Origin of the sequence: Methanolobus bombayensis (genome assembly GCF_017873415.1) — an archaeon.
Taxonomy (GTDB): domain Archaea; phylum Halobacteriota; class Methanosarcinia; order Methanosarcinales; family Methanosarcinaceae; genus Methanolobus; species Methanolobus bombayensis.
Genome location: NZ_JAGGKD010000005.1, coordinates 22257 through 39407, shown reverse-complemented (window position 1 = coordinate 39407; position 17151 = coordinate 22257). Strand labels below are relative to the sequence as shown.

Annotated in this window: 5 protein-coding genes; 1 reads left to right on the top strand and 4 read right to left on the bottom strand. The window is 39.6% G+C overall.

The window, feature by feature from the left end; genetic code table 11:
- Positions 1–35 precede the first annotated feature (35 nt).
- Complete coding sequence (gene acs / locus J2746_RS07245) at positions 36–1979, top strand: acetate--CoA ligase (RefSeq protein ID WP_209618460.1); 1944 nt, start codon at positions 36–38, stop codon at positions 1977–1979.
- Between the two features lie 54 nt (positions 1980–2033).
- Here the strand turns inward: acs and J2746_RS07240 are convergent, their stop codons facing one another.
- The 4 genes from J2746_RS07240 to J2746_RS07225 all read right to left on the bottom strand — a co-directional run bounded on the left by J2746_RS07240 (position 2034) and on the right by J2746_RS07225 (position 16939).
- Positions 2034–3113: a phosphotransacetylase family protein gene (locus J2746_RS07240; RefSeq protein ID WP_209618457.1), complete on the bottom strand. Its 1080-nt coding sequence runs from the start codon at positions 3111–3113 to the stop codon at positions 2034–2036.
- A gap of 13 nt (positions 3114–3126) precedes the next feature.
- Complete coding sequence (locus J2746_RS07235) at positions 3127–5226, bottom strand: acetate--CoA ligase family protein (protein WP_209618454.1); 2100 nt, start codon at positions 5224–5226, stop codon at positions 3127–3129.
- A 111-nt stretch (positions 5227–5337) separates the two neighbouring features.
- Positions 5338–14265: an Ig-like domain-containing protein gene (locus J2746_RS07230; RefSeq protein WP_209618452.1), complete on the bottom strand. Its 8928-nt coding sequence runs from the start codon at positions 14263–14265 to the stop codon at positions 5338–5340.
- A 235-nt stretch (positions 14266–14500) separates the two neighbouring features.
- On the bottom strand, positions 14501–16939 hold the full coding sequence (locus tag J2746_RS07225; protein ID WP_209618450.1) for a PGF-pre-PGF domain-containing protein: 2439 nt from the start codon (positions 16937–16939) through the stop codon (positions 14501–14503).
- Positions 16940–17151 lie beyond the last annotated feature (212 nt).

Sequence of the window (17151 nt, the reverse complement as noted above, 5' to 3'; positions counted from 1 at the left end):
TTACTTAGGGACAAATTGTCCATGTGGGTGTTATCATGGGAGAAAAATCAGAAAAATCTCAAGAAAGCGAAGCTGTGTTTGAAGCACCGGAAGATTTCGCTGTAAATGCAAATATCAATGATCCTGATATTTACAGAATAGCCGATGAAGACCCGGAAGCGTTCTGGGAAAAGAATGCAGAGAATATTGACTGGTATAGTAAATGGGAAAAAGTGCTGGAATGGGAGCCTCCACATTCAAAGTGGTTCGTTGGAGGAAAGCTCAATGCATGCTACAATTGTCTTGATACTAATCTGAAAGAACGTGCAGATAAGAATGCACTTATCTGGGAATCCGAAGGCGGTGAGATTCGGAGATACACATACAGAGAACTGCTTGATGAGGTTTGTAAATTTGCAAATGTCCTCAAAGACCTTGGAGTGAAAAAAGGAGATATTGTTACAATATATCTCCCAATGATACCTGAGGTTATCATCTCAATGCTGGCATGTGCACGTATAGGAGCACCGCACAGTGTTGTTTTTGCAGCATTCTCCGGGGAATCACTTGCAACCAGGATTGGAAATGCCAATAGTAGGATTCTTGTGACCTGTGACGGATACTCACGCCGAGGAAAAGTTGTCGAACAAAAGAACAAGGTCGATGACGGAATCCGCTCCTGTGGAATCGTTGACAGAGTAATAGTTGTCAACCACCAGAAAAACGATGTACAGATGAAGGAAGGAAGAGACATCTGGTGGCATGATGTCATGGAAGGAGCAGGCACTTCATGTGAACCTGAAGTCATGGATTCCGAAGATATGCTCTTTTTGATGTACACCAGCGGTACAACAGGAAAACCAAAAGGAATAGTTCACACCACCGGTGGATACATGGTGGCAACCCAGACAACCAGCAAATTCATCTTTGACCTTAAAGAAGATGATATCTACTGGTGTACTGCAGATTGCGGATGGATAACAGGACACTCATACATTGTCTATGGTCCACTTGCCAACGGTACCACCCTTGTAACCTATGAAGGTGCACCGGATTATCCTGATAAGGACAGGTACTGGGATATAATCGAAAGGCACAGGGTAACGATACTTTACACCGCACCAACAGCCATCAGGACGTTCATGAAGTGGGGACCATCATGGCCTCAGATGCATGACATATCAACACTCAGGCTTATCGGTTCTGTGGGTGAACCAATAAATCCCGGTGCATGGCTTTGGTATCATGAAAACATCGGACTTGGAAAATGTCCTGTTGTTGATACCTGGTGGCAGACCGAAACTGGAATGATAATGATATCAGCACTTCCAGGTATCACCACGACAAAACCAGGAAGTGCCACAATGGCATTCCCTGGAATTAAAGCAACGGTTCTGAATGATAAAGGAAAAGAAGTTGCACCCGGAGAGAATGGTTATCTTGCAATTCTCAATCCATGGCCAAGCATGGTCCGCACTGTATTTGGAAATGAAGAACGTTTCATCGAGACCTACTGGAGCAAATGGGATAACAAGACCTATTTTGCAGGTGACGGAGCAAAAAGAGATAAAGATGGTTATTTCTGGATTATTGGTCGTGTGGACGATGTTATCAAAGTTTCAGGACACCGTATTGGAAGTGCAGAGTTTGAAAGCATAATGGTTTCACATCCTTCAGTAGCCGAAGCAGGAGTTGTAGGGAAAGAAGACGAGCTCAGAGGTGAGGTCATCTACTGTTATGTGACACTCAGAACTGGCGTTGAGGAAAGTGAAGATATCAAGAAAGAGCTCAGAACTTACGTTGAAAAGAATATTGGACCCTTTGCCAGACCTAAACAGATAATCTTTGCAGATGACCTCCCAAAAACAAGAAGTGGTAAGATTATGAGAAGAGTTCTCAAAGCAATTGCAAACGAAAAAGATCCGGGAGACCTTACAACTTTGCAGGATCCGGATGTTGTAAAAGCACTAAAAGAAAAAACAATGAAACTGGAAAAATAAGCAAAGTTGCTATGGAAATAAAAAGGAGATGAAAAAGAGATTTTAGAATCTCCTTTACTCATTTAATTCAACGCCAATACTTTCTGCAATAGCAGTAATGTCCAGATGATTTCTCAGAAGTTCGGTAACTCTGTCAAGCTTTACTTGCTGTTTTATATGTGCATGACCGATTAGGTGTTCCATTCTTTCAATGGTGTTCATGGTATCTCCACGCACAAGAATTACAGGAATTCCGGCTTCCTCTGCACTTGCAAGAACAGCACCACTTGGACGCATATTTCCTGTGAGAATGAGACATTTCACTCTTGAATCAATTGCAGCCATCTGTATATCTGCCCTGTCACCACCGGTGATTACAACACTGTTTGGCTGGCGTCTGAAGTATTTTATCGCAGAACCGACTTCCATTGCACCTACAAGATAGTTCTCGACAAGCTGGTCCAGTTTATCAGGAGCTACAAGGACTTCTGCATGCAGGTCTTCAACGATCTCAGAAATAAACACTGAACGAAGAGTATGATCTTCGTAAATAACTCCGAAAACCTTTATTCCTTTGCGCTCAAGGAAAGGAACAACTATCTCGGTGACCCTGTCTTCCATATTGCGTGGAACTTCGTTGAGTATCACACCTGTGAGATTTGCTTTATCGCCAACAATACGCACGTCACAAAGTATCCTGTCAATTGCAGATATGGAATCGAAACGTGTGACAAGCATCATTGGTATTCCAAGTTTAGATGCCACTTCAGGGTCTGAAAGGCCATACATTGAACCCCCACCGATACAACCGGTACCTTCAACGAATATTACATCTTTATCCTTTGAAATTACAGAAAATGCATCTGAAAGTCTTTTATCAAGATCTTTCTCAACACCTTTGAGTGCATCGTCTATCAGACTGTCTGTAAGATGGATTGGAGTTACATATTTAGCAGAATCTGCAATCCCCAACAAGTTCTTAATGCCTTCGGAATCTTCATCCGTAAGTGAACCGTCCACATCGATCAGGAGATTACCCACCGGTTTCATATAGCCGATCTTTAAACCGCTTTTCTGGAATATTTTCCCCAAACCCATACATATAGAGCTCTTACCAGAGAACTCTTCTGATGAACTAACCAATATTGAAACCATATTTACCATCTCCTTACTCATTCAGATTCAGTGTGAACCTGATATCCATTGCAACACATCCCTGACCTTCGGGCATTACCATTAAAGGATTAATTTCAAATTCTAATATTTCCGGAAAATCCGTAACTAGCTGTGACACCTTCAAAAGTGTCTGAACTATTGAGTCGATATCCGATGACGCCTCCCCTCTTACACCTGCAATTAAGGGATAAGTCTTAATTGATGATACCATATGTCTCGCCTCAGCCTCTGTTATAGGAGCAACTGCAAAAGAAACATCTTTCAGGAACTCCACATAAGTTCCTCCAAGTCCGAACATGAGCAATGGACCAAATTGCGGATCCCTGTCCATTCCGATGATTACTTCTTTTCCTCCGCTTATCATCTTCTGTAGCTGGACGCCTGTTATAGTTGCATCGGGCATATAGTGTCTTACATCTGACATCATTGAATTGTAAGCACGTTCCACATCATCTGCATGCCTGAGATTCAGGCGAATACCACCTACATCACTCTTATGCGAGATGTCAGGTGACAGGATCTTCATGACAATAGGATATCCCATATCTTCTGCTGCCTTGATTGCATCCGGAAGAGTCTTTGCAATCCTGGAATCCACAACAGGGATATCGTATGCTTTCAGGATATCCAGTGATTCAAGGCCATGCATCCTTCTTTTATTTTCAGATGCTTCATCCATGAATGAGCGGGCATATTCCCAGTCTGCTTTTGTCTCTGCAGGCTTACCACGTTTGTGATTCTTTATCGTGTAATAGTTGCAGAGAGCATTCATACTTGCAACTGCTCTTTCTGCAGAGGAATAATTTGGAATTCCATATTTGTTGAGGATTTCCTCTCCTTCTGCGATCCTGCTTCCACCTGCAAAGTTACATAGGATTGGCTTTTTAGATTCCTTGATCTTTTCTGCAACCTTTTCAGCAATTCCCGGAACATCTGTCATTGACTGAGGTGACACGAGAACTATAATTCCGTTTACGTTTATATCATCCAGAACAACATCAAGAGCATGCTCATAAAGGTCTGCACCTGCATCTCCCAACACGTCAACAGGGTCATAGAAGTTTGCTGCCGGTGGCAGTTTTTCTCTTAATCTTTCCACAGTCTTCTCTTCAAATGAAGCTATTGAAAGACCTGAGTTATAACATGCATCCGCTGTCAGAATACCAAGACCACCTGCGTTGGTGACTATTGCAATATTCCTGCCTTCCGGCAGAGGACAAACTGAGAAAGCACGACTGTAATCGAGCATTTCCTCAAGTGAATCCGCACGCAGTACTCCACCCTGTTTAAAAGCGGCATTGTAGGCAGCATCCGAACCTGCAAGTGTACCGGTATGTGATGATACGGCTTTGGAACCAACTGAGGTTCGTCCTGATTTTACTATAATTATTGGTTTGGAACGTGATACTCTTTCTGCAATCCTGATGAATTCAGGGCCGTCTTTTACACCTTCAAGGTACGCTGCAATAACTGCTGTTGAAGGATCATTTTCAAACAACTGTAAAAAATCATTTTCTGCAAGTACGGCTTTATTACCAAGACTTATGAATTTGGAAAAACCAACGCCAATCCTTTCAGCCCAGTCCAAAGTCACAGTACATATAGCACCTGACTGAGACATCATTGCAATATTTCCTTCATATGCCATATTAGCCGCAAAAGAAGCGTTAAGTCCTGAAGCGGTATCAATTATACCCAGACAATTGGGACCTATTAGGTTTATTCCATATTTTTTAGATAAAGCTATGCATTCGCGTTCAAGGCGTGAACCTTCAATACCAGCTTCCTTGAAACCGGCAGATATAACAATTACATTTGTAACGCCGGCCCTGCCACACTCATCAATGGAACCAGGCACAAACTTTGCCGGAACCACGACTATTGCAAGGTCGACCTGTGTTTCAGTCGGAACCTCCAGTATATTATGATAACATGGAAGCCCCAGTATCTCGTCAACATTAGGATTAATAGGTATGATGGTGAGCTCACTGTTCTGCATCAGATTTTCAAGTACAGCTCTCCCTACTTTACCTTCTTTCCTGGACGCACCGATAACGGCTACAGAATCAGGATTGAACATTTTCTCCAGCATGATTTCTCCCTGTGATTATTCCCTTTTTATTAATACTGTTCAATAATAGATAAAATTAAGGGAGAAAGTAAAAAAGAAAAGAGATTTCCTCGTTAGAAGAAAACTCTGAAGCTACTGTTTTTGTCTTTCTTTTATTAGGGCTATTTTTTTCTCATAAATTGCCTTATAGTCCACATTCCTGATCTCATTAAGTTTCACACTGAGAGCTGTATAATCCTCATGAATGGATTCTGAACTTAATTTATGACTTGTCCATTCTACAGCGTTCTTTATTCCAAGCACAAAGGTGTGAATTGCTTCATAATACCTTCTCAGGACTGGTGATTCATTCCTTGAATGGTATCCAATTGCAGAGCCTATTAACAAAATACCTACAATTCCTATGAAGAAGATCCTTGTGTTGAAGGGACTTGCTGGTTCATTTTCCAGTGCTTTACTCATAATTTCTGAATCAGTAACTGCCGTCACGGAATTTAGATCTGTATTGCTCTTATATATCACCTGTGTATTCTGTGCCGATGGTTCTGGAACAGAATTTTGTAGAACCTGAGTGCTGCCAGTACTCACGATTGCGAATGGAGAGAAGCCAGGGGAATAAGCTTTAAAATAGTAATTTTTAGCATCAGCACCTATTCTGGACGTTGTGAGTTGATTCCATGAACCTCCGGAGTATCTGTAAAGCTTTACAGAGGAGGGTTCAGCATTGTTCTCTTCAAGCCATTGCTTTTGTACCTTAAAAGTAATCTCTGCTGATGAGAAATAAGCTCCGGAATTAAACTTGGTATCTCCCACCCATATGTTAACATGGCGATACACATTACCCGGCGGGTTTGTGTTTACAAGAGTAGAACGATCATGCAGTATTTCAATAACTGTTTTAACCTGACCAGCTGCCTTCAATGCAGTGAAACCTACTGTTTCAAGATCATTCTCTGAATTAGGGAAAGCAAATTCTATCTGTCTGCCCTGGGTCACATATTTAATAGAGTAATCTTTGTATGCAACATTATCATAGTCTTCAGCACCACTGGAAGAACCACCTCCGCCACTACCGCTACTTTCAGAAGATGAAAAACCACTGTAATCGGTTGGTTTTGTGTTATCTTTATCATAGACCCTTATTGTTATAGCCTCTGAATCATTCAGCTCACCATCAGTCACATGGAATTCTACCGAATATGTCCCTGATTGACGATAATCCGGAGTCCAACGGAATAATCTTGTTTTCGGATCAAAGGAAGAACCTGACGGTTTGCCACTAATGGAATATGTAAGAGTGTCATTGTCAGCATCTGTTGCATTTACAGAAAACTCAATGGTTTCGTTCTCATAAACTGAATGCGAACCTATATTATCAAATTCCGGAGGCATGTTAGTTGGATTCACTTTTAAATGAACCGTCGTGCTACTGCTAAGATCATTATCTGTAACATTGAAAAGTATATAATACTCCCCACTGTCGTAATAACCCGTATCCCACACGAATGTATCGCCGATTATCTGTCCATTATCAAAGTCTGTTGAAAATGAAATGGTATCTCTGTCAGGGTCTGTCGCACTGAGATTTATCTTTACCTGTTCGGTCTCATTTACCTTACACATGGGTATTGGGTCAAATAATGGCGCACGATTGACGTTTTCAACATTGACAAGTACAGTGTCAAAAGCTGTGTATAGCAAATCAGATACACGGAATTCAATGCTATATTCACCTGATTGCTCGTAAGTGGGAGTCCACTCAAAAGAACCTGTGGAAGTATTAAAGGTAGCACCGGATGGAAGATCTGTGACTGCATAAATCAGTGTCTCATTATCCGGGTCAGTAGCATTAATAGTAAACTCCAGAGTTTCGCTTTCTTTACCATATTGAATTCCTGTTTTTACTATAGTTGGGGGAATATTCGTATTACCTACAGCAATCATGGCAGTCTTAGAGTCAGAAAGCTGGCCATCTGATACTGTAAAAACAATATAGTAAATTCCTTTATCATTTATTCCGGGAGTCCATGTAAATAAATTGTCTGCGAGCTCACCATATTCCACATTCTTTGAAAAGTTAAGTTCGTCATCATCTATGTCCTTAGCTGTAAGATTAATCGATAGCGTTTCGAGTTCATTAACAACAATACTATCTATGGGAGAGAGCACCGGGGCTGAGTTTGAACCTGTAACTATAATCTCAACTGTCTGGCTTACTTCTAGCTCTCCATCGCTGACAGTAAAGGTAGCATCGTAGCTTCCTTCATCTTCATAACCAGGTGTCCAGGTGAAGATACCATTATTTAAACTACCAATTGAGAAATCAGTAGTAATTGACAATGGAGTATTGTCAGGATCTGAAGCGTTCAAATCAAGGTTAAGTGTACTGTTCTCAGCCACATATACCTGAGAAGATACATTCATTTGTGGAAGTCTGTTTATATTAATAACTGTAATTTCCACATTTTGAGTATCTTCAGTTGTACCATCTGATACAGAGAATACAATATCATAGATTCCAGCATCTTCGTATGATGGAATCCAGGTGAAGATACCTGTAGACTCATTTATTGCGGAACCCACCGGAGCATCCTTTACTGAGAAATGTAATGTGTCACCTGAATCATCATCATCATCACTTGCCTGAAGACTTATTGTCAAAAGTTGATTCTCATCTATATATACGTCACCTATGACCGACAGAACAGGCGCAATATTTACATGTTCGACTGTAATGGTGACTGTTTCAGAGTCCGAAAGCTCACCATCACTTACGCTGAAAGTGACATTATATGTTCCGGACTGGTCATAATCAGGCATCCAGATAAACTCATGCGTATCTCCATCGAAATCGGCACCATCGGGTATTCCTGTAACGGAATAAGTCAAATCACTTGCTTCAGGATCTGAGCCTGTCACCGTGAACCTGAGTTCAGAACCTTCATCAATTGTTCTATTGCCAATAGGAACAAGCTCAGGAGCACGATTGACTGAACCAACACTGATGAATATAGTTTTGGAAGTAACACGATAAGCATCACTTACATAGAATGTTACAGAATATGTACCTGAATCATCATAATCTGTAATCCAGCTAAATTCATGGGTATCCGGATCAAAACTGGCGCCCTGTGGAATACCGGTAGCATAATATATCAAATTGTCACCATCATGATCCATTGCAGATATATTAAATGAAAGTTCAGAACCTTCATCTACCTGTTTATTTCCGATATTATCAAGAACCGGAGCAAGGTTTACATTATTTACGGTTATGTAGATAGTTTCCGAATCGTTCAAAGAGCCATCATTTACTCCGAAAGTTACGGAGTAAGTTCCTGATGCATTATAGTCCGGAGTCCAGCGGAACTGACCTGTATTTCCGTTAAATGCTGCACCTGTTGGTTTATTTTCAATATAGAATATAAGGTAATCAGAATCAGGATCTGCTGCAGCAATCTGGAACACAAGCTCAGAGTTTTCATTTATTTGCTTATTTCCTATATATGCGAGCACTGGTGGACGATTCACCGAGCCTACTGTGATGGTAATTGTCTCTGTATCAGAGAGCTCACCATCGCTTGTTTTGAAAGTTACTTCATAAGTGCCGGAATCATCATATCCGGGAGTCCATACAAAACTGTGGCTTGACGTATCGAAGTTGGCACCATTTGGAAGATTGTCAGCTGAATACGTAAGAGAATCAGAATCAGGATCTTCAGCATTTATGGTAAATGATAGTTCTGTATTTTCTGCGGTTTCCTTGTTACCTATTTCTGACAGGACAGGAGCACGGTTTGTGTCCTGAACATCTATGGATATTATTTCAGAATCGGAAAGATCACCATCACTTACAGTGAATGTTATGGAGTAGCTGCCTTCCTGTTCGTAATCTGGAGTCCAGGAGAATAAATGAGTAATTTCATCAAAATCAGCACCTTCAGGAAGTTCAGATGTAGAGTATGCAAGAGCGTCCTCATCAGGATCCGTAGCACTTATACTGAAATTGAGTTCTGAGCCTTCACTGATAGTTTTGTCCCCTATTGATTCAAAATCAGGAGCACGGTTCACAAAACCAACACTTATAACAATAGTCTCAGAATCGGAAAGGGCACCATCTGTAACATTAAAAGTCACAGAATAAGTACCTGATTCACCATAATTTGGAGTCCAGGTAAATTCCCGGGTCAAATAATCAAAATCTGCCGTATCCGGTACACCTGTAGCTGAATATGTAAGAGAGTCCAAATCTGGATCATCAGCACTGACCTTGAAAACCAATGTTGTATTTTCATCTACATTTTTATTGCCGATGTCTCCCATTACAGGAGCGCGGTTTGTGTTCTCAACATCTATGAATATAGTTTCGGAATCAGTAAGTTCACCATCGCTTACTGTGAAAGTTATGGAATGAATACCTGACTGGTTATAGTCAGGAGTCCATGAAAAATCAAGAGTGGACTCATCAAAATACGCGCCCTGTGGAAGAGCAGATGTGGAGTAAGTCAGGTCATTCATATCAGGGTCAATGGCACTTATACTGAAACTAACTTCTGAACCTTCAATGGCAGTTTTGTCACCAATGGATTCAAGCTCAGGGGGAAGATTTACTGAACCAACACTAATGGTAATTGTTTCAGAATCTGTAAGACTTCCATCGCTCAATGTGAAAGTTACATCATAAGTTCCTGAGTCATCGTAATCAGGCGTCCAGGTAAAAATGTGTGTGGATTCATCGAAATCTGCACCATCGGGAATTCCACTGGCTGAATAAACAAGGGGATCAGAATCTGGATCGCTACCACTTATTGTGAATGATAGTTCTTCTGCTTCATTGACTGCTTTGTTACCAATGTTATCCAGCTCAGGAACACGATTAACATTTAATACTTCAATGTAGATTGTCGCTGAATCAAAAAGGTCGCCGTCATCTACCGTGAATGTAAGAGAATAGACACCTGATTCACCATAATCAGGTGTCCAGCTGAATTCATGGGTTATTGAATTGAAGCTGCCCACCTGGGATGGATTTGAAACCGAATATACCAGGCTATCCTTATCATGGTCTGTAGCTGTTACAATAAAGTTGATTTCAGAATTTTCATTAACTGTCATGTTACCTATAGAACCAATGACAGGAGCAATGTTAATATTATTAACAACAATCTGCACAAGTTCAGTGTCACTGAAAGTTCCATCACTAACTTCAAAAACTACATTGTGAGTTCCTGACTGGTTATATGTTGGTTTCCAGAAGAATTGACGTGTCTGATCATTGAATGATGCACCTGAAGGAAGCCCGGAAGCAGCATAGGTCAGAGTGTCTCCTGAATCTTCATCGGTAGCACTTATGGTGAATGACAGAGAATTATTTTCGTCTACAGTTTTTCCACCAATTGGATTCAAAACAGGAGGAACATTGGTGTTACCAACTGCTATTTTGATATCTTCTGTGTATGACAGGTTGCCATCACTTACTGTGAAGCTCACATCATAGATTCCACTATCATCAAAACCGGGAGTCCAGGTAAAAATGTTATTTTCAAGTGTACCAAAATCTACATTTGTCTCATAAGTAAGAGAATCACCATCAGGATCAGTTCCATTTATGTCGATAATCAGTTCTTCATTTTCATTTAACAACTTATCATCAATTATTTCGATGTATGGTGGACGATTTGTATTACTTACAGTGATAACAGCAACCTTCGAATCTGAAAGGTTGCCATCGCTAACAGTAAATTCGATAGTATGGACACCTGAGTGATCAAAATCAGGTACCCAGGTGAAGACATTGTCTTCCAGAATGCCAAATGTAGCATTGTGGCTATAAAAAAGAGAATCACCTGTATCAGGATCAGTTGCTGAAAGTGTAATCACAAGGGAAGAATTCTCTGCAGCAGAATATGATCCCGGTGAAGAAAGGACTGGAGCTCGGTTAACATTGTTCACTTCGACTGTAACCAACTCACTATCAGAATCAAGACCATCACTTACAGTGAACTCAAGAACATATATTCCTTCAGCATCGTAATCTGGAGTCCAGGTGAAGATATTACCGGCCACATTACCAAATGTGGAATTTGTAGAATAATTCAGATTATTGCCATCAGGATCATTAGCCGATAAAGTAATTGACAGAAGTTCATTTTCATTGACCACAATATCATCAATAGGGGAAAGAACAGGAGCAAGATTAATGTTTTCTATATTAATGATTACTGTTTCAGAATCTGAATCCATGCCATCATCCACAGTAAACTCCACAGAATAAATTCCAGCTGAATCATAATCCGGGCTCCAGGTGAAAGTATTGCCTGACATATTGCCAAATGTAGCATTGGTTGAATAATTTAAATTTGCATCGGCATCGGCATCTGTCGCGGAAAGAGTAATTGTTAAAGTTTCATTTTCATTTACAAACTGCTCACCAATATATGACAAAATCGGTTCATTATTAACATTATTTACTGTAATTGTTACCAGCTCATAATCTACCAGATATCCATCACTTACATTAAATTCAACGTTGTAAACACCTGAATCATCATAATCAGGTGTCCAGATGAAAATATTGTCAGACAGATCACCAAATGTAGCATTGGTGTAGTAACTTAGGGTATCTCCCGAATCATCATCATTAGCTGAAAGGGAAATTGTCAAAGTGTCATTTTCATTAATATCTTTATCACCAATCTCATCCAGAACTGGGGCATTGTTGACATTAGTGACGTTTATGATCACTATTTCTGAGTCAACTAGGGAGCCATCGCTTACATTGAATTCAACAGCATAAATACCAGAGTTTTCTGAATCTGGTGTCCAAGTGAAAACATTATCATTAAGTTCTCCGAAACTGGTGTTGTAGCCATATATCAGAATGTCTTCAGAATCCTCATCAGTAGCAGAAAGTGAAATTTCAAGAAGATTGTTTTCCAATACAGATTGTGGACCTATGTAATTAAGAATAGGGGGACGATTTGCGTTATTTACGATAATAACTACAACTTCGGAATCCGAATCAGTGCCATCACTGACAGTGAATTCAACATTGTATGTACCAGCATCATCAAAATCCGGTGTCCAGTTAAAGTCATTTCCAGATATGTTACCAAATGTGGCATTTGTAGAATAATTCAGATTATTGCCATCAAGATCTGAGGCTGATAAAGTGATTGAAAAAGAATTATTCTCATTAACCTCAACATCATCAATAGGGGAAAGAACAGGAGCACGATTAGTATTTTGTACATTAATTGTCACTACTTCAGAATCCGAATCAGTGCCATCACTGACAGTAAATTCTGTAATATGAGATCCTGCAGCATCGTAATTAGGAATCCAGGTGAAAACGTTGTCTGACAGATTCCCAAATGTAGCATTGGTGTAGTAGCTTAGAGTAGCCCCGGAATCATCATCTGTAGCTGAAAGGTTAATGGTCAGAGTTTCATTTTCGTGAACATATTGTTCGCCAATTTCCTCCAGAACAGGAGCATTGTTGACATTAGTAACATTGATTGTTACAATTTCCGAGTCAGCCAGAGAACCATCACTTACATTGAATTCAACAGCATAAACACCAGATTCCTCTGAGCCCGGAGTCCAGGTGAAAACATTGTCTGTTAGATTTCCAAAACTGGCGTTTGTGGAATATGTAAGAATCCCTGCCGAATCATCATCAGTTGCTGAAAGAGTGATCTCAAGAAGAGAATTCTCAGAAACTGATTGAGTGCCTATTTCACCAAGGACAGGGGGGCGATTTACGTTGTTTACAGTTATGACAGTATTTTTAGAGTCAGAATCGATACCATCACTTACAGTAAACTCAACAACATAAGTATCAGCTTCATTGAAAGCAGGAACCCAGGTAAAAATATTTCCCGACATATTTCCAAACGAAACATTGGATGAATATGTTAAATCATTATTATCGGGGTCATTAGCTGACAATGTAATTGAGAGAGAGTCATTTTCATTTATCTCAACATCATTGATTACAGAAAGAATAGGGGGGCGATTTAGATTTTCAACAAATATTGTGATTAGTTCCGAGTCTGTAAGATTAGTAGATGATGCTAGGAATTCTACAGAATACTCTCCAGCATCGGAATATCCAGTAACCCAATTAAATTCACCTGACGTTTCATTCAATGTGGAATTGCCTGGAAGTGCATTTGCAGAATATGATATGGGATTATTATCTGCATCTGTCGCTTCGACCACAAATGAAAGAGTTTCTGTTTCATTTAATGACTTGTTGCCTATGAATTTAATCACAGGTGGATTATCGATGTCATCAACTATCTCATTTACAAAAATAGTTGCATAAGTAAAGTCTGATGCATAGCCGTCAGAAACCGAGAAATTAGCACTATAGTTATTATCAGCATCTGTAGCTGTTGGAGTCCATGAAAATGATCCGTTACTGGAATTGAGAGAATAGCCATCCGGAATTCCTTCCACACCAAAAATCAGATTGTCATCATCCAGGTCAGTGGCAGAGAGAGTAAAATTCAAATTGAACCCTGCATCTACTGTCATATTTTCAATATTAACTATTTCAGGAGGATAGTTTACCCTCACAGAACCATTGACAACAAAATTTGCAGGAAATGAAGTTGTATTGTTTGAGAAAGAAACGTCGTGTAGCATTATGTCATAATGCCCACTGGACAGTGATATGAACATAAGATTTGCAACATTAATTTCTTCTTCACTTGAAAGATCATCAAACTCAAGTGTCATGTTGGCAAAACCTGTGGAATTATCAAGATGGAATTGAGTATCTGATACTGACGATGAACTATTACCATCAATATCATCTATTTGAAGAGACGAACTATTAAAAATAAGATCTAGGGACAATGAACTGATATTTGTGATATTATCTATAAAAACTGGCAGAGAAAATGGAACTCCCGGATTTACAACAGTTGACCCCACACCTACTGTTTCGTTCGAATATGCACTGGCAAGTACCGACAGCAGTAATATTGATAAAGCTATACTTAAGAAAATAAAAGGTATTTTTTTACATTTTTCTGTTCCTTTAGGAAGCATGCTTTTCCCCCAAAGCATTCTTAAAGGAGGATGAAACTGCCTTCTAACTGAACGTTTTTATCATTGGTGTACCTTTAAAGAAGAAAGCACTACCACCCACCATTTATATTCTAATCGCTAATAGATTATATATTTTTTTAATTACATCGATATAATAATTACGCAGCAACATAATCTGAATATTTACTACGTTGTATCTAAAAAATGATAGAAAGTATCGATTTCAAACACATCATCATTTCTTAAAGCGTCTGTATCTTTTCCCATCAGGATTACTTATCTGAAGATACAATTTCTCATAATGACCCCTGTATCTGTAACCCACTGCACCCACTGCAGCTATTATAGCTGCAAGCAAAAAGAATAGTAAAGTTTTAATGCTCTTTTTATCCTGATTTACTCCTGTTTCAACAGGAACAATTTCATCACCCATAGACATGACTGTTGTGTTTTCATCAGATATGTCTTCACTTAGAACCGTTTCAGAGATCTCAGGAACAAGAATGACAAAAGGTGAAAAACCAGGAGATTTGGCTGCATAATACAGATAATCATCGCCTTCACTTTCAAAAGACGTCTCAAGAGGACTCCACTTTTCACTATAATAGCGGGAAAGAACTATTGATTCCGGTTCAATATCATTTGAATAGACCCATGACTTTTCAACTTTGAACCTTATAACCACATCGTCAATAACATCAGAAGGAAACTTTGAATCCCCAACCCAGATATTGAGATTCCTGTATACATTGCCGGAAGGAGCTGAACTTACAAGACTTGAAGTTCCTTTTAAAATCTCAATCAATGCTTTTGTCTGGCCACCATTCAGTTGGGATACAAAACTAATGGATACTATATTATTAGCAGGCTCATCGAACTCGAATATTGTTTCTTTGTCCTTCATGACATATTTAAGCGCATAGTCCTTAAAATCAATATTCTCATACTTTTCTCCTGTGTTCTGCGAACCTCCACCACCTCCACCACTGCTTCCGGAAGATGAAGTGCTTTTACTTTCAGATTCAGAAGGTTCTGTAACTGTTATAGAAACTGTTTCATAATCTTCTGCATTACCATCAGTAACATAGAAGCTTACAGAATAAGTGCCCACCTGACTTTCAACAGGGGTCCAGGTAAATAATCCTGATGAACTATCCAGAGTGGCATTTGCAGGTGTTTCAAGACAAGTATATGTTAAACTATCGTCAGTATCTACATCTTCTGTTGATAAATTAAACTCCAGAGTATCATTATAATCTATTTCCTTTGAACTCACTGGATTGAGTTTTGGAGGCATATTAACATCTGTGACAGTAATCTTTGAAACTGTACTGTTACTCAGACTTCCATCGGAAACTGTGAATAACACATCATGAGAGCCTTCATCACTATAATCCGGTTTGCAGATGAAAGTGTTACCTCTTATAATTCCAAGGCTACTGTTAGTAGTAAATGTAAGATCATCGTTATCCTCATCAGAAGCGGATAGATTGATGTATAGTACATCATTTTCGGCAACTGTACTATCTGCCACTAAATCAATCACTGGAGCACGGTTGATATCTGAAACAACTATATCCACCACCCGATAGCTGGAATGACTGTCTGCTACCCTGAATACAGCATGGTAATTACCTGCTTCCTCATATGTAGGAGTCCAGCTGACATTAACCGAAGAGCTTTGCATAGATATAGATGCGGTATTCGGCAATCCTGTAGGCCATGAAAAAGCCAGTGAATCCCCTTCTGGATCTGTCGCTGACAATTCAAAATTCAGAGTGGAATTCTCATTTACATAGAGTGTATCCAGTGTATCTATCACAGGAGGGAGATTTGGGTTACTTGCAACTATTACTATTGTGGCAGTTTCTGTATCTGATTCAAAACCATCATCTACTTTGAAAGTCAATGCTTTAGTGCCAAGTTCTGCTGGATTTGTCCAGATGAAAACACCTGTTGAGGGATCGAGTGTTGCTCCTCCGGGCAATTCAGTAATGTTTGTGTAATTAAGAGAATCTCCATCCGGATCAAAAGCATTCAATTCAATGATAATATCTTCATTGGTCTGGACAATCGTATCACTAATTGGATATAACACAGGATCTCTGTTTACATTTGTAACATTGATCTCCGCATTTCGCGTAACTTTTGACTGACCATCACTTACACTGAATTCAATTGTATGTATACCCTGATCAGTATATCCTGGTGTCCAGGTGAAAATATTGTCTTCGATGTTTCCATAAGAAACATCCTTACCAAAAACAAGAAGATCACCATCAGGGTCTGTGGCAGAAAGTGTAATATTAATCTCTTCATTCTCGTTTACCTGAATAGTGCTCAGAGGGGAGAGCACAGGTTCACGGTTAACATCATTCACAGTTATTGTGATGTATTCCGAATCCACATTTGATCCGTCAGATACAACAAACTTTGTCAGGTAAGTCCCTGCCTGTTCATAGGTTGGTGTCCATCTGAACTCTCCTGTAGAATTATTCAACATGGCACCAAATGGCATATCTGAAGCAGAGAATAGAAGAGAATCATCATCTGGATCTGTGGCAGAAAGAGTAAATGAGATCTGGTTGTCCTCATTAACAGAACGGTCCCCAATTACTTCCAGTACAGGAGAAGTGCTTGCTGCAGTTGATTCCGAAATTAGCAGCCCTGTCACAAAAACAAGAATTAATAGCATCTTTAACAAATATATGCAATTATTTGGATTCTTAGAATTAATCAAACTTCCAGCTATATGTGCAAATCCGCACCTGACGTATTTAAAGATAAAATCCCCTCCATGGTACTTTATCTTGAGCTTTTAAAATAATAAACTTAATTGAATATGCATTGCTAAATATATTTGCAAAGCCATGGAGGTCATGAATG

Excerpts from the sequence above, each read along its gene's own strand:
- acs (WP_209618460.1), top strand. The coding sequence starts at position 36 with ATGGGAGAAAAATCAGAAAAATCTCAAGAAAGCGAAGCTGTGTTTGAA.
- J2746_RS07240 (WP_209618457.1), bottom strand. The coding sequence starts at position 3,113 with ATGGTTTCAATATTGGTTAGTTCATCAGAAGAGTTCTCTGGTAAGAGC.
- J2746_RS07235 (WP_209618454.1), bottom strand. The coding sequence starts at position 5,226 with ATGCTGGAGAAAATGTTCAATCCTGATTCTGTAGCCGTTATCGGTGCG.
- J2746_RS07230 (WP_209618452.1), bottom strand. The coding sequence starts at position 14,265 with ATGCTTCCTAAAGGAACAGAAAAATGTAAAAAAATACCTTTTATTTTC.